Genomic DNA, 18,732 nt, shown 5'->3' with positions numbered 1-18,732 from the left:
TTGCCAAACGGACTTTTCTCAAGTAAAGTTTTCTACGCGCTGCTAAGCGGCGCGTTTTATTTGCGGATGTGGCTCAGTTGGTAGAGCATCACCTTGCCAAGGTGAGGGTCGCGGGTTCGAGTCCCGTCATCCGCTCGGGCGATTGGCGCAGCGGGAGCGCGCTTCCCTGACACGGAAGAGGTCACTGGTTCGATCCCAGTATCGCCCACCGAATCTGTTGTTACGATAGGTTCTGAAAAATGCATAACGTGCATGTGTTACAGTTGCTTTCGCAGTTACAGTAACGCAAACGCGGATGTGGCTCAGTTGGTAGAGCATCACCTTGCCAAGGTGAGGGTCGCGGGTTCGAGTCCCGTCATCCGCTCCGGTCACCTCCGGGGTGACATAACCTCGGGTGGGTTGGCCGAGAGGCGAGGCAGCGGCCTGCAAAGCCGTATACACCGGTTCGAATCCGGTACCCACCTCGGGCGATTGGCGCAGGGGTAGCGCGCTTCCTTCACACGGAAGAGGTCACTGGTTCGAAACCAGTATCGCCCACCAGAGTGCCCCGTCGGATTAACGTCCGACGGGACTTTTTATTAGGCGCATAGCCGCTTGGGTTTTCTGATTAGAATAATGCTGTTGTTAATTTCTCCTGTGAATGCTCTCCCTTGATGGGAATGCTTGATTCTTTCCTGTGATGGGAACGCTTGATTCTTTCCTGTGATGGGACTGCGGAGTTAGAAGCTCCTGGGGCCTGGCGACTCTTTGGAGTTGGGATTCTTCAGGTTTGGGACTCTTCGGGTTCTAACGGGCTGTGGGGGTACGGAAAGTCGTGAGCGAGGCTCTATTGGAAACTAAGCTAGAACAAATAAGCGGTGAGACGCTGGCTAAAATCGCCCGTGAAGAAGGACTTACACTGCCGATAGAACAAACTGAGCACTGGGACCGATTCGACCGCGTTTATGACCGAGAAAACTTTGGGAAATACGCGTTCTACGTCGATAACCGGTGTGCTGCGCTCATGTCTTTTACCGTTTTTGAACTGCGGGGCGTGCGTTTTTTGTGGGCAAAACGTGGGCCCGTGTGGCTTAGACGGCAATCGCCCGACATCGAACGGACACTGCGAAAAGCCTTGATTGCCGAAACGCGCAAACGCGACAAAACAATCGTATTCATCCGCCTCCACGCCCGATACAGCAGTAAAGACACGTACGACCTAGTCCAATCCGTGCCCTACGACCACACTGTGAAAATGAAAACCATGGGTGGGCAGTGGGACCAAATTATGGGTGAACTCACCGCGTCTGCTCGAAAACGATTCCGCCGCGCAATCCGAAAAATGCGAGCAACCCCAGCTGCGCGAACAGTCGATCTGACTCAATGCACGCAAGCGAAGTTCAAAGAGGTTTACGACGTCCTGGTAGAAACCGCTAACCGCGACGGATTTGGCGTGCACCCACCGCACGTGTACTGGAACATGTTGCGCACCCTAGGGTCGAAGCACGCGCGCCTGTACGGCATAGAAATCGAAGGGCGGGTCGCCGCGTGGACCCTGGTGGTTATGAATGGGGACTGCGCGTGGGCGTACTACGGCGCCCACTCGGCTGCGGCGCGCAAAATTAGTGCGGCAGAATACTTAGATCTGTGGATTGGCCACCAGCTCGGCAAGGAAGGCTACGTAACGTTTGACCTCATGGGAGTCGACTCAATGAGGGTCCCGGAACTGTTCACCGTCGGGCAGTACAAACGCAGGTTCGCACGCCATGAAACGGAAGTGGATGGGGCGTGGGAAGTACCGGTGAACACTCCGGTGTACCTGGCGCTGCGTGCAGCAGCGCGGGCAAAGCGTGCGTTAGTGAGCATCAGAAACTAGGGTGTGTGAGCATCAGAAACTCGCGTTAATGAGCATCGGGAACGAGGGGATGGGAGGATCAAAAACTTGCGTTAGTGAGCATCAGAAACTAGGGCGGGGGTACCATCCGGGGGAGCCGCGTTTTATCCCCGACACGAACCGCGTAAACTAGGATCTGTTTGAGAATGCAGGTACGTTAACACTTAAGGAGATCCAGTGGCGCAAGACACTGCCGTAATAGATGGCGACCCCGTCCAGGTCGAACCCGGCACAACGGGGCTGGACCACTACCAAGGCCGCCGCGACGTAGTGGCGATGCGAGTAGATGGCCAGGCCAAAGACCTCGCGGAAACAATCGCGCCCGGCCAACAGATTGAAGCTATCACCATCGGGTCCGAAGAAGGCCTCGCAATCTTACGACACTCATGCACGCACGTGATGGCGCAGGCAGTGCAGGAACTTAACCCAGAGGTGAACCTCGGAATCGGACCGCCGGTAACCGACGGTTTCTACTACGACTTCGGTAACGTCGAACCCTTCACTCCGCAAGATCTGAAGAGAATTGAAAAGATCATGAAACGCATCGTGAAAGAAGGACAAACGTTTCGTCGCCGCGTAGTCACCGAAGCGCAGGCGCAAGAAGAACTGGCGGACCAGCCCTACAAGCTGCACCTCGTGGGTTCCAAAGGGCAGTCCGAAGAACTAGGGGAAGGCGCGTCCGTTGAAGTGGGCGCCGGGGAACTAACGATGTACGACAACGTGCGCCGAAACGGTGACGTTGCCTGGAGTGACCTGTGCCGCGGCCCTCACGTGCCCACCACGAAGATACTTGGCAACGGCTTTGCTCTCACCAGAACCTCAGCAGCCTACTGGCTTGGCGACCAAGCAAACGACCAACTTCAACGCGTGTACGGCACAGCTTGGCCCAGCAAAGAAGAACTGCGCGCGTACCAAACGCGGATGGAAGAAGCTGCGAAACGCGACCACCGCAAGCTTGGGAACGAACTGGACCTATTCTCGTTCCCCACAGAAATCGGCTCCGGCCTAGCGGTGTTCCATCCCAAAGGTGGGATCGTCCGCATGGAAATGGAAGAGTACTCGCGGCGGCGCCACATCGAAGCCGGATACGACTTCGTGTACACCCCGCACATCACTAAAGCACAGCTGTTTGAAAAGTCTGGGCACCTCAGCTGGTACAAAGACGGTATGTTCCCCGCGATCAGAGTCGATGAGGAACTAGCTGAAGACGGGCACGTGAAACACGCGGGGCAGGACTACTACCTCAAGCCCATGAACTGCCCCATGCACAACCTGATTTTTGCATCCAAAGGGCGGTCATACCGGGAACTACCGCTGCGGCTATTCGAGTTCGGAACGGTTTACCGCTACGAAAAATCCGGGGTCGTGCACGGCTTGGCGCGCGGACGGGGCTTCACTCAAGACGACGCGCACATCTACTGCACGCGCGAGCAGATGAAAGACGAACTCACGTCGCTGCTGCAGTTCGTGCTCGACCTGCTGAAAGACTACGGGCTGAACGACTTCTACCTGGAACTGTCCACGAAGAACCCAGACAAGTTCGTGGGTGGGGACGACGTGTGGGAAGAAGCGACACGCACCCTGCAGGACGTGGCCACTGCCTCGGGGCTAGATCTGGTGGCTGACCCGGGTGGGGCCGCTTTCTACGGGCCGAAAATCTCGGTGCAAGCTAAAGACGCGATCGGGCGCACGTGGCAAATGTCCACGATCCAACTGGACTTTAATCTGCCGGAGCGATTCGAACTAGAGTACACTGCGGCGGATGGTTCCAGGCAGCGGCCCGTCATGATCCACCGCGCCCTCTTCGGCTCGATCGAACGTTTCTTCGCCGTGCTAACTGAACACTACGCGGGGGCGTTCCCCGCATGGCTTGCGCCCGTGCAAGCACGCCTAGTTCCGGTTGCGGACGTATTCACTAACTACGCGCAGAAAGTTGCTGACCGCTTGCGCGCCCAGGGGGTTCGCGTGGAAGTAGACGAGTCCGACGACCGGTTCGGTAAGAAGATCCGCAATGCAACGAAAGAAAAGATTCCATTCACCCTAATCGTGGGTGGAGACGACGAGGAAGCGCAAGCGGTTTCATTCCGTCTGCGGGACGGCTCACAGCAAAACCAAGTGCCGATCGACGAGGCCGTGCAGCGGATCGTGCAGGCAATCCAGACGCGGAGTAACGATCGGTAATGCAAACGGAAAGTTTCGAAGATTTCGCGGGCGTACCCGACTGCTTCCAAAGACTTTGGACCCCGCATCGCGCGGCCTACATTGGGGGAGAAGCGAAACCTGCCTCTAAAGATGCTGCGGACTGCCCGTTCTGTGCGGCTCCGAACCTGGCGGACGAAGAATCCCTGATTGTGTTCCGGGGCGAGCGGGCGTTCGTAATTATGAACTTGTTCCCATACAACGCGGGTCACGTGTTGATCTGCCCCTACCGTCACGTGTCGGACTACACGGATATCACAGGTGAAGAACGCGTCGAAATCGGGGAGTTAACCGCCCAGGCCATGCGGGTACTACGGCGAAGCGCCAACCCCCAGGGATTCAACCTGGGGATGAACCAGGGCAGCGTTGCGGGCGCGGGAATCGCCGCTCACCTGCATCAACACGTGGTTCCCCGGTGGGCTGGTGACGCGAACTTCCTGCCTATTATCGGGCAGACGAAAGCGGTGCCAGAACTACTTGCTGACGCGCGAGCACGCCTGGCGGCCGCTTGGAAAGAGGAAGCCAAATAGATGCTGGGAACACACGGCCGGGGTTTAGCGAAACGAGTTTTCACCGCGCCTGCACGAGCACTCGCCCGCATGGGGGTGCGTGCTAACCACGTCACCATTGCTGGCACAACGTTGACCGTGATCCTATCTGCCGCGCTGCTGGCTCCCGGATACTGGGCGGCCGGAGCGATCGCATTGGGAGTCGTGTTATTCGCCGACTCTCTCGACGGGACGATTGCGCGGCTTACTGGCGAATCCTCACACTTTGGTGCGTACCTGGATGCCACCTTGGACCGCGTGGGGGACGGCGCTGTGTTCGGTGCCCTCGTGTTCTCTTTCACTAACCTGCCGGCCGGGTGGATGCGCACGTGGCTGCTGATTGCAGGGCTCATCACCATGGTGGGGGTCGCAACGGTGCCGTATGCGAAAGCCCGTGCCGAAGCCGAGGGGGCGCACGCGTCCGTGGGGATTGCCGAGCGCACAGACCGGCTCGTAATTGCCCTCGTTGCCGCTGGGCTCACCGGGTTCGGCCTGTCCATGTGGCTCGTTGTGATTGCGATGACGTGGCTGGCGATTGCCACCGCCATAACTGTTTTCCACCGCACCGTAGTGGTCTACCAGCAGCTCCAAGCGCGGTGATGGCGTGGACCTGATACTGAGCCTGTTCCAAGCGGCAGCTCACCTAACGGACGCCACGAGCGAAGCTGTGGGCTACCGCATTGGCCGCGCGGTTGGACAGCTAAACAACGCGTCAAATACGCAGCTGAGCCACAACCTCAAGCGCATTGATCCAACGCTAAATAAGCGGGATATACGAGAGGCCGTGGCGCGCTACCTGTGCATGTTCGCCCAAACCCCGCACCTGCACAAAATGAGCCGGACGCAACTGGGACGGGCCGTAGACATTCCCCGCACGCACGAGTTACGATCGCATGCGCGGCGGGGGCCGGTGATAATCGCGCTCACGCATTCGGGTAACTGGGATATGGCGGGTGCTTACGCGCACCACTACATCGCCCCGGTAGTTACAGTTGCGGAAGAACTTGCGTCGCAGTCTCTATTTGAATACTTCACCCGCACCCGCGCAGACGTGGGGATCGAAATCTTGCCTGCCCGGCACGGCATTTTTAATAGTTTGCTTGAGGCCGTAAAGAACCGGCACGTGCTGGTACCCCTGCTGGCGGACCGGGACATCACGGGACGGGGAGTGCAAGTGCAGTGGTTCGACCGCCCGGCGTTGGTGGCAGCTGGCCCAGCAGCGTTGGCGCACCGCTTGAACGCGCCCCTGTACGCCGGGTACGTTACTGGGCGTTTATACAGGGAGGAGAACCGGCGACGCATGGGCTACCGGGTGCACCTGATTCCCGTGAAGCTCGGTGCGGACGTGGCGCAAACGAGCCAGCGGTGGGTGTCGGCCTTGGAGCCGGTTATGCGGAGTAATCCGCTAGATTGGCACATGATGCAAAAACTATTTGTTGAAGATTTGGATCTGCAGCGCCTGGCGCGAGCTCGCCGAAAAGTTCAGGAGGCGCAGTGAGAATCGGGATTGTCTGCCCCTACAGCTGGGACGTGCCCGGTGGCGTACAGTTCCACGTGCGTGATCTGGCGCAAGAACTAATGCGCCGCGGCCACGAGGTGTCTGTGATCGCGCCTGCTGAGAACGACGTTCCTGAGTTCGTCACTAGCGCCGGTGGTGGGTTTGCCGTCAAGTACAACGGTTCGGTTGCGAAACTGTCGATGAGCCCCATCGCTTACCGCCGCACCGTCAAGTGGTTGCAAGCTGGCGATTTCGATGTCTTGCACGTGCACGAACCCCTGGCACCATCGATTAACTTGATTGCGATTGCGCAGGCAACCTGCCCGGTGGTTGCCACGTGCCACTCGGCAATGGAAAAGTCCCGAGCCATGGCTTGGGCCACGCCGCTGTTCGCCCCCCTGTTGGAACGCATTGACGGGCGGATCGCGGTGTCTGCGGAGGCGCGACGGACCGTGGTGCAACACCAGGGTGGGGACGCGGTGATCATTCCAAACGGCGTGTACACTCAGGCGTTCCGCCAGGCACAACCTGAACCGGCGTGGCAGCAGAGTGCGCAGCGGCCAGTGGTGAGCTTCCTCGGTCGGTTAGACGAGCCGCGCAAAGGCTTGCCCGTTCTGGTGGGGGCGTTCAACCAGGTGCTGGCGCGGCATCCGGGAGCACGGTTTTTGATTGCCGGCAAGGGGTATGCGGAGCAGGCGCGCGCAGCCGCCGCTGAACTGGGCGATAGTGTCGAGTTCCTAGGGCCAATTACCGATGCGCAGAAGGCTTCTTTGTTCAGCGGGTCAACCGTTTATGTGGCGCCGCAAACAGGTGGGGAATCGTTCGGTATCGTCCTGGTGGAAGCGATGGCTTCCGGCACTGGGGTTATAGCTTCTGACATTGAAGCATTCCGCCTGGTGCTTGAGGATGGGAAGCTGGGCACCCTGTTTAGCACGGGTGATAGTCAGGCGCTGGCGAACGCGATTAACGCGGCTCTGGATGACCGGGCGCATACCCAGCGGCTGGCCCAGCTGGGGGAGCGGGCGTGCGCAAAATACGATTGGGATACGGTTACTGACCAGGTGTTGACGGTGTATGACACGGTGATTGGGTCGCGCGATCACGGTGTGCCGTCACCGACGCTGGTTAACCAGGTGCGGAACCTATTTGACCGAAGGAGCAGTATTTGAGCAAGTGGATCGCAGTGGCCGCTCTGGTGGTCGTTGTGCTGATTGGGTTGTTTGTTTCTAAAGCCCGGCGGCTCGACGCGCTACACCGGCGAGGCAATGGTGCGTACGCACTTTTGTGCCAGCGTCTGGAAGAGCGTTGGGAGCTTGCCGGTAAAGTTGCGCGGCTTTATCCACATGCTCCGCAAGTACCTCAGCGTGCTTGCGATTTCCCCACTCAAACTAATGAATCCCAGCTGAGCCGTTGGATTACCGCGGCGCGGCCCCTGCTGGAACAAAACGAGTCGAATCAGGCTCAACCCGCCACAGCCCTCTTGCAAAAACTGGACGATAATGCGCTCGAACTTCAGGTGGCCCGCCGGTTTTACAATAACGAGGTGGCGACAATTAGGCGCCTGCGGCTCAACTGGGCAGTGCGACTATTTCATTTAGCCGGTCGCGCCCCCATGCCGGAATCATTCGACATGGACGACGGTGAGTGACGCCCGCCCGTGAATGCGCGGCAGAGCATTTCACGAAGGCGCGAGCGATCATTCCTGAAAACCGAGTTGACGGGAGGTATTTCTTTTGTTGCAAACAGAAAACGAGTGGCCGATTGCGGCAGATGGTTTACCGACCCGCGACGCTGCGCGCGTGATTGTCATTTCACAAGACCACCACGTATTGTTAGTTAAAGGACACGATTTCTCTGAGCCAAATCGCCAATGGTGGTTTACTATCGGAGGTGGCCGAGAAGAATCTGAGGACGCACGGGAAGGAGCGCGACGTGAACTCTGGGAAGAGACGGGTTACGACGCCTCCACTAGCGATTTCATCGGTCCCGTAATCTACCGCGACAGCATTTTCCGGTTCGCCGATCGCGATCGCCGCCAGCGAGAGCATTTCTTCTTGCTGTATACAAGCCGCTTCGAACCCGCTAACGCCGCTTGGACAGCAGATGAGCAACGCGTGCTAGACGAAATGCGGTGGCTTCCGATTAGTCAACTTGCGCAGCTTAAAACCCCGATTTATCCGGCGCAATTACCATCGTTGTTAAACCGGTGGATGGCGGATGGCTGGGATGGGAAATGCGTTACTATCGCTGTGTGAAGCAAGCATTTTAAACTTTAATGACAGAGAGGAACATTCATGTCAGGACACTCTAAGTGGGCGACTACAAAACACAAGAAAGCGGCGATTGACGCTAAGCGCGGGAAATTGTTCGCTCGGCTTGTGAAAAACATTGAGGTTGCCGCCCGCACCGGTGGGGCAGACCCGGCCGGCAACCCCACTCTTTACGATGCGATTCAGAAGGCAAAGCGTCAGTCGGTGCCGGCGGACAATATTGACCGCGCCGTGAAACGTGGATCTGGTGAGGAAACCGGCGGGGCGAACTGGGAAACCGTGATGTACGAAGGGTACGGCCCAGCTGGGGTGGCGTTCCTAGTGGAATGCCTAACCGACAACCGCAACCGAGCAGCCTCCGCGGTGCGCGTTGGATTCACGCGCAACGGGGGGAACTTAGCTGATCCGGGGTCCGTGTCTTACCTTTTTAACCGCAAGGGCGTCATTGAAGTACCGAAGTCTGAGGGGCTTACCGAGGATGACCTTTTGATGGCAGTGCTCGACGCGGGCGCGGAAGAAGTTGTGTCCGAAGGGGACACGTTCCGGATCATCAGTGAACCTCAAGACCTGGTGCCGATGCGCGAAGCGCTGCAGAAGGAAGGGATTGAATACGATTCTGCTGAATCCTCGTTTGTCCCCACCACGCTAGTGGACTTGGACTTAGAAGGGGTGAAGAAGGTGATGCGGATGGTGGATGCACTGGAGGACTCCGATGACGTGCAGAACATCTACACGAACTTCACCGCGTCCGACGAGGTACGCAAGCAACTGCAGGAAGAAGACGCGTAGGTCTTGCGAATATTAGGGATCGACCCGGGCCTCACGCGGTGCGGAATCGGTGTGGTCGATGTCGATGAAACGCGGCGGGCCACACTGGTTCACGTCGGTGTGGCCCGTTCCGATAAGAACCTTGCCACGCACTTTCGGCTGCGCAGCATCGCGGACGAAATCGATCGGGCCTTGGAACGCTTTGAACCGGAGGTCGTGGCGATAGAACGCGTGTTCGCACAAGAAAACCTCCAGTCCGTGACCACGACCATGCAGGTGATGGGTGCAGCCATGGTGTGCGTGGGGCGAGCGGGGCTTCCCCTTGCGATTCACACGCCCTCGGAAGTAAAAGCGGCGATCACCGGTTCCGGCGTGGCGGGGAAAGCACAGGTGCAGCACATGGTTGCGCGCGTCCTCAAACTAGAAAAGCCCCCTAAACCAGCGGACGCAGCAGATGCATTAGCGATCGCAATCTGCCACGGGTGGCGCGGCAATGGCCTGCAGGGAGCGAGCGCCGACGGGCAGTTTAACGTCACGCTTTCCGGTGGAGTGAGGACGAAGCAGAATCTCACGCCAGCGCAGCAGCAGTGGGCGCAGGCACTGGCGAACTCGCGGCAAAAAGGAGCGGTCGATCCGCGGTTGCGGCGACACTGACCTGCCGGTTGGTATTATGGTTCGCAGTTTACTATGCAGTTGGGAGAGACACACGAATGATCGCGTACGTTAGCGGCGAAGTTTTGTCGGTTGGTGCTGATCACGCGGTTGTGGTGTTGAAAAGCGGGTTTGGCGTGAAAGTCATGGTGACTGCCCGCACCCTCAGCGAACTGCGGATCGGGCAGCATTGCGAACTGCTCACTTCGATGGTGGTGCGGGAAGATGCGATTAGCTTGTTTGGGTTTTTAACTCAAGATGAGCGTGATACGTATGAGGTTCTTCAAACTGTGCGGGGCGTGGGCCCGCGCTTAGCGTTGGCGTGTATGGAGGCGCTCACGCCAGATGAACTGCGGGAGGCGCTTGCTCAGGGCGATGAGAAGAAGCTTCAGAAAATCCCTGGGGTCGGGAAGAAGTCCGCGCAACGCATGATTCTCGACATAGCGGACAAACTTGGCCCTGTAAAGCACACGGCGGCCACGGCTCAGCCGACGCAGGTGAACGAAGACGTGGTGCAGGCCCTCGTGGGCTTGGGGTGGAGCACTTCGGTTGCGCACGCTGCGGTGGAGCAGGTCGCGGAATCGGGGTTGACAACCGAGCAGATGGTGCGGGCCGCATTGGTAAACCTGGGAGGCCATCGTGGATGAGTCACAGTTCGCGGACGCAAATGTAACGGACGCGAGTGCAAGTGAGGTTGAACGCGCTGCAGAAGCGGCGTTGCGGCCAAAGAAGCTCGATGATTTTATTGGCCAGCACACGGTGCGCGCGCAGCTGGATCTGGTGTTGCGGGCAGCGCAGGGCCGTGGGGTGTCGCCCGACCACGTATTGCTCGCAGGTCCTCCGGGCCTGGGGAAAACTACTTTGGCGATGATCATTGCTGCGGAAGTGGGGGCTTCGTTGCGGCTTACTTCTGGTCCGGCGATTCAGCATGCGGGGGATTTAGCGGCGATTTTGTCTTCTCTTCAGGAGGGAGACGTGCTGTTCATTGACGAGATTCACCGCCTGGCCCGCACTGCGGAAGAAATGCTGTACTTAGCGATGGAAGATTTCCGTATCGACATCGTGGTGGGGAAGGGCCCTGGCGCCACTTCCATTCCGTTGACGCTTCCTCCATTTACTGTTGTGGGCGCGACCACGCGCGCCGGTTTGTTGCCCGCCCCGTTGCGGGACCGTTTCGGTTTCACCGCTCATTTGGAGTACTACGCGGCCGATGAGTTGCAGCAAGTGGTGCGCCGGTCCGCTGGCCTGCTGGGCGTGCAGGTCACAAAGGAGGCGCAGGCGGAGCTGGCGCGTCGTTCGCGCGGTACCCCTCGGATTGCTAACCGGCTGTTGCGCCGCGTAGTTGATTACGCGCAGGTGCACGGGGATGGGAATGTGAACTTGGAAGACGCGAACGCGGCGTTGGACCTGTTCGAAGTGGACCGGCTTGGTTTGGACCGGTTGGACCGTTCAGTTCTGGAAACGCTTTGCAAGCGGTTCGCTGGAGGTCCGGTGGGTCTCACTACGCTTGCCGTCACGGTGGGGGAGGAAGCAGAAACGGTGGAAACCGTGGCGGAACCCTACCTGGTGCGAGAGGGCTTCATGATCCGCACTCCACGAGGTCGCGCGGCAACCGAGTTGGCGTGGAAACACCTTGGGTTAACTCCACCGGCCGATAACGCCCTGTTTTCCTGAGGTCCGGCGCGCCAATAGAGCCCAAAGCGGGCATTGCGCCCCCGGCCGGTTGCAGCGTGATACCGATGTGCAATCGGCGCTTCAAACGTCTAGACTCTGCACGGACCCGTTTGTCCGAAAACGAAAGTGAGTAACTCCGTGTCGATAATATTATTCGCCATCGTGGCTATCGGTGTCATGTGGTTCATGTCCTCGCAAGCGCGTAAAAAACAGGCTAAACACATTGAGGAACTGCAGCGCGGTCTTGAGGAAGGGGTGTGGGTACGCACCGGATCGGGATACTACGGTATTGTCTCGGATGTCGATGGCGACGTCGTGATCCTCACCTCACCCGCGGGTGATGAAACGTATTGGGATAAACGAGCCATCGCGATGATAGCGGATCCTCCGTTCGCCGCGGACCTGGATGCGGAGCAAACGGACGTGGCAGATGCCGACTCCGGCGCAGCAACAGAAGCTGATGACGCTACGGAAGCAGGAGCGGACGCCGACGACGTTCCCGCAGCAGAGGTGGACGACCCAGCGGCGGGAAATAAGCCGATCCCGTCCGCAAACCGGCAAATGCCTGAACCCCCGCAGAGTCCTGAAACTTCCGAAACGCATGAACCCCCCAAAGGTCCCGAAACCCTCGAAAGTCCTGAAACCCTCGAAACCCCAGGGGAGCAGGTGCGTGCCGAAGACCTGGACGACGCTCAAACACGGCTTCCGAATGAGGACGCGCAAGGTAAATAAAACGGGAAACACCGTTATCGGTTAGAGGAAGACCACAGTGGCAAAGAAGAAAAAGAGCCCGGTCCGCACACTGGTGGCACTCGCGATAGTGATCGTGATTGCCGCAGGTGCGCTCATCGGCGGGCACGTAGCGGGAAAAACATCGCTGTTTCCCGAGCTGGCACTCGACCTCCAAGGAGGGACGCAGCTAATCCTCACCCCCACGGCGCGGGAAGGGGAAGACCCAGCAAAAGTTAAGATCTCACAAGAAGACCTGCAAGAAGCGATTAACGTCATCCGGCAACGTGTGGACGCCTCCGGGGTTGCGGAAGCGGAAATAACCAGCCAAGGTGGGCGAAATATTCTGGTGGCCCTGCCCGGTCACCCATCCGAAGATACGCTTAATCTCGTGAGGTCCTCGGCCGTCATGCGGTTCCGTCCTCTGCTTGCCGCGGGACAACCTCAAAAACTAGATCCCAACGCGATTGAAAAAGCGAAGGCACAGGCGGAAGAAGAGAAGAAAGCGAAAGAAGAGGGGCGTAAACCAAACCCGGACGTGAAAGCCCCGAAATCGGACCTAACAACGGAGGAAGCGGCGAAGCAGCAAGCGGACCGCAATGGGGATGGAAAGATCTCCGCGGAGCCGGAACAGAAGCCGAAAGATAACTCGGACACCGCGTGGATTAGTGAAAAGGCGGTTTACGATTTCCTCACAACTGACTGCACTGACCCGAAGCAACTGGCTAAAGGTTCCGCAGACGACCCGAAGAAGCCACTAGTGACGTGCGACCACGAGGGGAAAGAGAAGTACATTCTCGGCCCCGTTGACCTGGAAGGGACCATGCTCAAAGCCGCGAACGCGGGGATGGCTACGAACGAGCAGGGGCAGAACACCGGGCAGTGGATGGTGTCACTAGAGTTCAATAAGCAGGGGGCGAAAGCGTTCTCGGACGTATCGAAGCGCCTCGTGGACTTGAAGCAAACCGACCCCGTGCGCAACCAGTTCGCCGTGGTGCTCGACGGTAACGTGATTTCCGCGCCCTCCATGAACTCGCAGATCACAAACGGATCCGCACAGATCACGGGCTCCTTCACTGCGAAAGAAGCGAAAACCCTGGCGAACCAACTGCAGTTCGGTTCCCTACCGCTGAACTTCCAGGTGGAATCCGAACAGCACATTTCTGCAACACTGGGCGCATCGCACCTCGAGAAGGGCCTGTGGGCAGGCCTGATCGGCCTGATCTTAGTGGTGCTCTACTTGGTGTGGCAATACCACGGACTTGCGGTCGTGGCGGCCGGCTCCCTCGTGGTTGCGGCACTCATGTCTTACCTGTCCATCACCCTGTTGTCGTGGCTCATGGGATACCGCTTGTCACTGGCCGGGGTGGCGGGCCTGATGATATCCATCGGGATCACCGCGGACTCGTTCATCGTGTACTTCGAACGCATTCGTGACGAGGTACGTGAAGGTAAAGTGCTTGGCAGTGCCGTGTCCGACGGGTGGCGGCTGGCGCGCCGAACCATCATCGTTTCAGACCTGGTTAACCTACTTGCCGCAGTGATCCTCTACCTGCTGGCTGTGGGCGGGGTGCAGGGCTTCGCGTTCACGCTTGGACTAACGACAATCGTGGACCTCGCGATCATTTTGTTCTTCACCCACCCAATGATGGAAATGCTGATTCGCACCCGGTTCTTCGGCGAAGGCCACCGCTGGTCCGGTCTGGACCCCGAGCACTTAGGCGCGCATTCGCGAGCCATCTACCAGGGCAGAGGGCGGATCGCCGCGCCGAGGAAAGCGAAGAAGAAAGCGGCGGCTGGAGCCGTGGCAGTCGAACCCGGTCGGGTGTCTATCGCTCAGCGCCGGCGGATGGAAGAAGAACGTGAAGAAGCGGTGAATGCAACAATGGATGCGCCTGCCGACGGGGAAGAGGGGGACGCACAATGATGAGCTTAGCGTCGTTTGGTAACGCACTGTATTCAGGCGATAAGTCATTTGGTTTTATTCCCAACCGCCGCCGGTGGATCACGATTGGGCTGACAATCGTGGTGATCGCTATCGCCCTACTGGGCCTACGGGGGCTGAACCCATCCATTGAGTTCGCGGGTGGATCGCAGTTCACCCTCACCGGGGTGGCGGACACCAACCAGGCAAAAGCCGACGAAATCATGCGCGCCCACGGTTACCGCGAAGGCGTGAAGATCTCGAAACTCGGCTCAGGTAACCTGCGGGTCCAAGCCTCCCAAATGGACACTGAAGAATCGACAGAGATCAGCAAAGAGCTTGCGAAAGCCTACGGGGTGGACGAGGCAAACGCAGACGCCACCAACATCGGCCCCACCTGGGGACACGACGTGACCATGAAGGCCCTGCAGTCGCTCGTGATTTTCCTCGTGCTCGTAGGAATCCTCATGGCCGCATACTTCCGCTCATTTGCCATGTCCGTGTCCGCTCTATTCGCACTCATGCACGACCTGTTCGTCGTGACCGGGTTCTTCGCACTAACGCAAGTTGAGGTATCTCCAGCCACGGTAATTGGGTTCCTCACAATCTTGGCGTACTCGCTCTACGACACGGTGGTGGTATTCGACCGGGTGCGGGAGCTAACCGCGAACCTGAGTGCGCAACGCCGCTACACATACGGTGAACTCGTGAACCTCGCGGTGAACCAAACGCTCGTGCGGTCCATTAACACCTCCGTGGTAGCGATCCTGCCCGTAGGCGCAATCCTGTTCCTCGGATCCGTTCTGCTAGGCGCGGGTACCCTCATGGATATTTCCCTCGCGATTTTTGTGGGCACGATTTCGGGGGCGCTTTCCTCGATTTTCATAGCCCCATCCATGTTGGTTGTGCTGCGCAACCGCAACAAAGGCATTGCGAAACACACGAAGGCGGTGCAGCACCAGCGGCAAGCAGACCGGGGGAATGGCGATAATAAAGGCACTTCGCAGACCCGCGGTGAGGGTGACAATGCGCCCGAGGAAGTCGTTGCGCACCCCGTGCGCGCCGGACGACACCTAGGGCAAAGCGCGCAACCAAAACGGAAGAAAAGGAAGAAGAAATAGATGAGCGGCGAGTTTCCGCAAGAGATTGCTCAACTAATTACCGAGAATCTACGCGAGATTCCAGACTTCCCCGAACCGGGTGTTCTGTTTCGCGACATCACCCCACTACTGGCCAACGGCCCGGCATTCTCCCGCCTCATTGAGGTAATGGCGGAACACTACGAAGGTCGAATCGACGCGGTTGCGGGCTTGGAATCGCGCGGATTCATTTTGGCCGCGCCACTGGCTACCAGGCTTGGCATCGGCATGATTACGGTGCGTAAGGCCGGGAAGCTTCCGGGGCCGGTGATCGGCGTGGACTACGCACTTGAGTATGGTAGCGCCCGAATGGAACTGCGGCCAGAAACCGTTAAAGCAGGCCAGCGCGTCCTCATTTTGGATGACGTTCTGGCAACTGGTGGGACCTCCGCAGCAGCGGTGGAACTGGTTCGTCAGTGTGGGGCGGAAGTTGTGTCCGTCGCCGTGCTGCTCGAACTGGCTGCACTCGGAGGGCGGAAGAAACTCGAGGGCCTCACGGTGGAATCCGGGGTTGTTTTCTAAGCGCTAGCGATTGAGCCCCAAAGCCGACGTCAGTTTGGGATAACATAGAAAAATGACGTCTAGCAATTTGGAATCCCACAAGCCCGTGAGTGGCTCCCGCGTACGCGCGGGCCTCATGTGGTTTGGGTCGCGCAAACGCGATACTGCGCCCGAAATTGAGCCGCTTATCCGCGCGGTACGGGCGCATCACCCGAAAGCAGACGTAGCGGATATTGAACGCGCGTACGAAACGGCCCGCAAGTATCACAAAGGGCAAATGCGTAAGTCTGGCGAGCCTTATATTACCCATCCTGTTGCCGTAGCTACGATACTTGCCGAAATTGGGATAACTCCACCCACGCTCGTGGCCGCATTGCTGCACGACACGGTCGAGGACACGGAATACACGGTGGAGCAGCTCACTGAGGACTTCGGCCCTCAAATCGCACTTCTGGTCGATGGCGTTACCAAACTAGACAAAGTTAAATACGGGGCAGCGGCCCAGTCCGAAACCCTGCGCAAAATGATCGTCGCAATGTCGAAAGACATCCGCACCCTGTTGATTAAACTCGCAGACCGGCTACACAATGCCCGCACCTGGCAGTACGTCTCAAGAGAATCTGCCAAACGCAAAGCCAGAGAAACGCTTGAAATCTACGCGCCCCTCGCGCACCGACTGGGGATGAACACAATCAAGTGGGAGCTGGAAGAGCGTTCTTTCATCACCCTTTACCCAGAGATATACGAAGAAATTGACCGGCTTGTAACGGAACGTGCGCCCCAGCGGAAGCAATTCCTCAAGCAAATAGTGCGCGCCCTAGAAGAGGACCTGCGGCGGTCTAAAGTGAAAGGGACCGTTTCGGGCCGGCCAAAAAATCACTATTCGATTTACCAAAAAATGATTGTGCGCGGCAAGGCGTTCGACGATATTTATGACCTGGTGGGGGTGCGGGTGCTCGTCGAAACTGTGCGCGACTGCTACGCGATAATCGGTTCTGTACACGCCCGTTGGAACCCGATTCCCGGCCGATTTAAAGACTACATTGCAACGCCGAAGTTCAACCTCTATCGCTCCTTGCACACCACGGTCATGGGGCTGGGCGGCCGGCCCGTGGAGATCCAAGTGCGGACGTTCGAAATGCACGAACAAGCTGAGTACGGTGTGGCCGCGCACTGGCGGTATAAGCAGGACCCGAACGCGTCTAACAAAGCAGATTCCGACAAGATGAGTCAGCAGGAACAGATGAACTGGCTGCGCGGCCTCATCCAGATGGAACGCGAAACGGATGATCCCGAGGAGTTTTTGGACTCTCTGCGGTTTGAAATCGCGGGCGACGAAGTGTACGTCTTCACTCCGGCGGGGGACGTGAGGGTACTGCCAGCGGAATCCACGCCCGTTGATTTCGCGTACGCCGTGCACACCGAGGTGGGGCACCACACGGTGGGAGCGCGCGTGAACGGTAAACTCGTGGGGTTGGATACGCACCTTGAAAGCGGGGATATCGTCGAGGTATTCACCTCAAAATCCTCCAAAGCTGGGCCGAGTCGAGACTGGTTGAGTTTCGTCGCATCCTCGCGGGCACGGTCGAAGATTAAATCGTGGTTCTCGAAGGAACGGCGCGAAGAATTCGCCGAAGTTGGTAAAGACCGGATTGCACGGGCGATGCGGAAACAGCGCTTGCCGCTGCAGCGGTTGATGACGCACGAGTCTTTGCTGTCACTGGCCACGGACTTTGGTTATAAGGACGTGTCCGCCCTGTACGCCGCAGTGGGGGATAACAACATTTCTGCCCAGCACGTGGTGGAGCGGCTAATGGATTCACTCGGCGGCGATTCGGGAACGGAAGAGACCCTGTCTGAAGCCGTCACCCCGGGGCACAACCGCTCTTCAGTTACCGACCCGTCGGCATCCGTGACCGTGTCGGGAATGAGTGCGAACGACGTGTGGGTCAAGATCGCGCGCTGCTGCACCCCGGTGCCCGGTGACCCGATTGTTGGCTTCGTTACACGCGGCAACGGGGTGAGTGTACATTCGCCAGACTGTTCGAACGCGGTAGAACTGGAAGAACGGCATCCAGAACGCTTTGTGAACGTGGAATGGGAAGCGGACTCAACCGCTACGTTCCTGGTGCAGATTGAAGTTAAAGGGTTAGACCGGCCGTCCCTGCTTTCCGAAGTGACCGCGATTTTAGCGGACAGTCACGTGAACATCATGTCTGGGCAGATGAGGTCGTCCAAAGACCGAGTGGCGGTTTTCCGCTTCACGATTGAGCTGGCTGACCCGGCTCATTTGAAGGCGACACTGGCTGCACTGCGTGGGGTAGAAGGCGTGTTCGATGTTTATCGAGCGCACGGCGACCACCGGGCGGGAGCCCGCAGTCGCGGCAAGAAAGGTGCCTAGTAACGGTATCTAGCTATCCGGCGTGTCCCGAGGTGGTGGCGCATGCAGAGCGCACTGACACAACCCCGGAATCGAGGAGCTCTTCTAACGCTCCCAACTGCGCTAGGTCTACAAATGTTTGACTTCTAGATTGCACGGCGCCAGGCAGGTTCGCATCCACAGTGCCTTCAATACTCCGCTGGTGGGGCACTAACTCGTCGTCAGCGAGGCGACGCTGTGGGCCCGCGACGTGCAGGGGCAGGGCAGACCCCACGTGCCAGTGCACCCACGCGGCTGACCAGTGGCTGATCGCCCACCCGCGGGGCACCAGAACTGCGAGCGTGCGAGCTCGCAGCACCGGGGTTGTTAAGCAGTCTTGCGCAACGATCATTCGGTGCAGCTCCACCGCCGGCCCATCGCGAGCCATATCCCTCAAGAACATGAAACCAACCCGGTCTAGTACGTCAATTTGTCCCGGGACTAAATGCGCGTAATACGCGGCTGGGTTAGTGCTGCACATGCCCCCAGTATGGAGGAAGCGTCACCCACGTGAACAGGGCACCCCCCCCGCCTGTGGA

Annotated in this window: 18 protein-coding genes and 5 tRNA genes; 22 read left to right on the top strand and 1 reads right to left on the bottom strand. The window is 58.5% G+C overall.

Annotation, left to right across the window (positions count from 1 at the left end; genetic code table 11):
- The first annotated feature begins 62 nt into the window (after positions 1-62).
- From CJ187_RS03525 to CJ187_RS03420, 22 genes are all read left to right on the top strand, one after another.
- A tRNA-Gly gene (locus CJ187_RS03525) sits at positions 63-135 on the top strand.
- 1 nt (position 136) lies between these two features.
- A tRNA-Val gene (locus CJ187_RS03520) sits at positions 137-208 on the top strand.
- 83 nt (positions 209-291) lie between these two features.
- A tRNA-Gly gene (locus tag CJ187_RS03515) sits at positions 292-364 on the top strand.
- A 29-nt stretch (positions 365-393) separates the two neighbouring features.
- Positions 394-464: transfer RNA gene (locus tag CJ187_RS03510), tRNA-Cys, on the top strand.
- Between the two features lies 1 nt (position 465).
- Positions 466-540, top strand: a tRNA-Val gene (locus CJ187_RS03505).
- Positions 541-814: 274 nt separating this feature from the next.
- Positions 815-1,855, top strand: a complete 1,041-nt coding sequence (locus CJ187_RS03500) for a lipid II:glycine glycyltransferase FemX (protein ID WP_102215731.1) — start codon at positions 815-817, stop codon at positions 1,853-1,855.
- Positions 1,856-2,050: 195 nt separating this feature from the next.
- Positions 2,051-4,054: a threonine--tRNA ligase gene (gene thrS / locus CJ187_RS03495; RefSeq protein WP_102215732.1), complete on the top strand. Its 2,004-nt coding sequence runs from the start codon at positions 2,051-2,053 to the stop codon at positions 4,052-4,054.
- Complete coding sequence (locus CJ187_RS03490) at positions 4,054-4,602, top strand: HIT family protein (RefSeq protein WP_102215733.1); 549 nt, start codon at positions 4,054-4,056, stop codon at positions 4,600-4,602. Before thrS ends, CJ187_RS03490 begins: the two co-directional genes overlap by 1 nt.
- On the top strand, positions 4,603-5,220 hold the full coding sequence (pgsA, locus tag CJ187_RS03485; protein WP_102215734.1) for a phosphatidylinositol phosphate synthase: 618 nt from the start codon (positions 4,603-4,605) through the stop codon (positions 5,218-5,220). It begins immediately after the preceding gene.
- 4 nt (positions 5,221-5,224) lie between these two features.
- Positions 5,225-6,118 carry a phosphatidylinositol mannoside acyltransferase gene (locus CJ187_RS03480; RefSeq protein WP_102215735.1) on the top strand — a complete coding sequence of 298 codons (894 nt, stop codon included), beginning with the start codon at positions 5,225-5,227 and terminating at the stop codon, positions 6,116-6,118.
- Positions 6,115-7,287, top strand: a complete 1,173-nt coding sequence (locus tag CJ187_RS03475; protein WP_102215736.1) for a glycosyltransferase family 4 protein — start codon at positions 6,115-6,117, stop codon at positions 7,285-7,287. Before CJ187_RS03480 ends, CJ187_RS03475 begins: the two co-directional genes overlap by 4 nt.
- Positions 7,284-7,766 (top strand): hypothetical protein, encoded by a 483-nt coding sequence (locus tag CJ187_RS03470; protein ID WP_102215737.1) that lies wholly within the window; start codon positions 7,284-7,286, stop codon positions 7,764-7,766. Before CJ187_RS03475 ends, CJ187_RS03470 begins: the two co-directional genes overlap by 4 nt.
- Before the next feature lie 85 nt (positions 7,767-7,851).
- Positions 7,852-8,373: an NUDIX hydrolase gene (locus CJ187_RS03465; RefSeq protein ID WP_102215738.1), complete on the top strand. Its 522-nt coding sequence runs from the start codon at positions 7,852-7,854 to the stop codon at positions 8,371-8,373.
- Positions 8,374-8,412: 39 nt separating this feature from the next.
- Entirely contained in the window at positions 8,413-9,177 is a 765-nt protein-coding gene (locus CJ187_RS03460; protein WP_102215739.1) for a YebC/PmpR family DNA-binding transcriptional regulator, read from the top strand.
- Between the two features lie 3 nt (positions 9,178-9,180).
- Positions 9,181-9,810 (top strand): crossover junction endodeoxyribonuclease RuvC, encoded by a 630-nt coding sequence (ruvC, locus tag CJ187_RS03455; protein WP_102215740.1) that lies wholly within the window; start codon positions 9,181-9,183, stop codon positions 9,808-9,810.
- Between the two features lie 56 nt (positions 9,811-9,866).
- Positions 9,867-10,454 carry a Holliday junction branch migration protein RuvA gene (gene ruvA, locus CJ187_RS03450; RefSeq protein WP_102215741.1) on the top strand — a complete coding sequence of 196 codons (588 nt, stop codon included), beginning with the start codon at positions 9,867-9,869 and terminating at the stop codon, positions 10,452-10,454.
- Complete coding sequence (gene ruvB / locus CJ187_RS03445; RefSeq protein ID WP_199171045.1) at positions 10,447-11,481, top strand: Holliday junction branch migration DNA helicase RuvB; 1,035 nt, start codon at positions 10,447-10,449, stop codon at positions 11,479-11,481. The genes ruvA and ruvB overlap by 8 nt, the downstream gene beginning before the upstream one ends.
- Positions 11,482-11,619: 138 nt before the next feature.
- Complete coding sequence (locus tag CJ187_RS03440; RefSeq protein WP_233187275.1) at positions 11,620-12,213, top strand: preprotein translocase subunit YajC; 594 nt, start codon at positions 11,620-11,622, stop codon at positions 12,211-12,213.
- A 37-nt stretch (positions 12,214-12,250) separates the two neighbouring features.
- Positions 12,251-14,137: a protein translocase subunit SecD gene (secD, locus tag CJ187_RS03435; RefSeq protein ID WP_102215744.1), complete on the top strand. Its 1,887-nt coding sequence runs from the start codon at positions 12,251-12,253 to the stop codon at positions 14,135-14,137.
- Positions 14,134-15,255 carry a protein translocase subunit SecF gene (gene secF / locus CJ187_RS03430; RefSeq protein ID WP_102215745.1) on the top strand — a complete coding sequence of 374 codons (1,122 nt, stop codon included), beginning with the start codon at positions 14,134-14,136 and terminating at the stop codon, positions 15,253-15,255. The genes secD and secF overlap by 4 nt, the downstream gene beginning before the upstream one ends.
- A complete protein-coding gene (locus tag CJ187_RS03425; RefSeq protein ID WP_102215746.1) occupies positions 15,256-15,795 on the top strand; it encodes an adenine phosphoribosyltransferase in 540 nt (179 codons plus the stop codon).
- Positions 15,796-15,847: 52 nt separating this feature from the next.
- Positions 15,848-18,175, top strand: coding sequence for a RelA/SpoT family protein (locus CJ187_RS03420; protein ID WP_102215747.1), 2,328 nt, complete (start codon positions 15,848-15,850; stop codon positions 18,173-18,175).
- A gap of 13 nt (positions 18,176-18,188) precedes the next feature.
- On the opposite strand, the gene CJ187_RS03415 is transcribed toward CJ187_RS03420, so the two are convergent.
- Complete coding sequence (locus tag CJ187_RS03415; RefSeq protein WP_146003037.1) at positions 18,189-18,674, bottom strand: hypothetical protein; 486 nt, start codon at positions 18,672-18,674, stop codon at positions 18,189-18,191.
- Positions 18,675-18,732: the final 58 nt, after the last annotated feature.

Source organism: Gleimia hominis (genome assembly GCF_002871945.2).
In the GTDB taxonomy this organism is placed as follows: domain Bacteria; phylum Actinomycetota; class Actinomycetes; order Actinomycetales; family Actinomycetaceae; genus Gleimia; species Gleimia hominis_A.
The sequence above is the reverse complement of the archived record's forward strand: the minus strand, read 5'-3'. Positions and strand labels throughout refer to the sequence as shown.

Coding starts and splice junctions, on each gene's coding strand:
- pgsA (WP_102215734.1), top strand. CDS start 4,603: ATGCTGGGAACACACGGCCGGGGTTTAGCGAAACGAGTTTTCACCGCG.
- CJ187_RS03460 (WP_102215739.1), top strand. CDS start 8,413: ATGTCAGGACACTCTAAGTGGGCGACTACAAAACACAAGAAAGCGGCG.
- CJ187_RS03420 (WP_102215747.1), top strand. CDS start 15,848: ATGACGTCTAGCAATTTGGAATCCCACAAGCCCGTGAGTGGCTCCCGC.
- secF (WP_102215745.1), top strand. CDS start 14,134: ATGATGAGCTTAGCGTCGTTTGGTAACGCACTGTATTCAGGCGATAAG.
- ruvA (WP_102215741.1), top strand. CDS start 9,867: ATGATCGCGTACGTTAGCGGCGAAGTTTTGTCGGTTGGTGCTGATCAC.
- CJ187_RS03490 (WP_102215733.1), top strand. CDS start 4,054: ATGCAAACGGAAAGTTTCGAAGATTTCGCGGGCGTACCCGACTGCTTC.
- CJ187_RS03415 (WP_146003037.1), bottom strand. CDS start 18,674: ATGTGCAGCACTAACCCAGCCGCGTATTACGCGCATTTAGTCCCGGGA.
- CJ187_RS03425 (WP_102215746.1), top strand. CDS start 15,256: ATGAGCGGCGAGTTTCCGCAAGAGATTGCTCAACTAATTACCGAGAAT.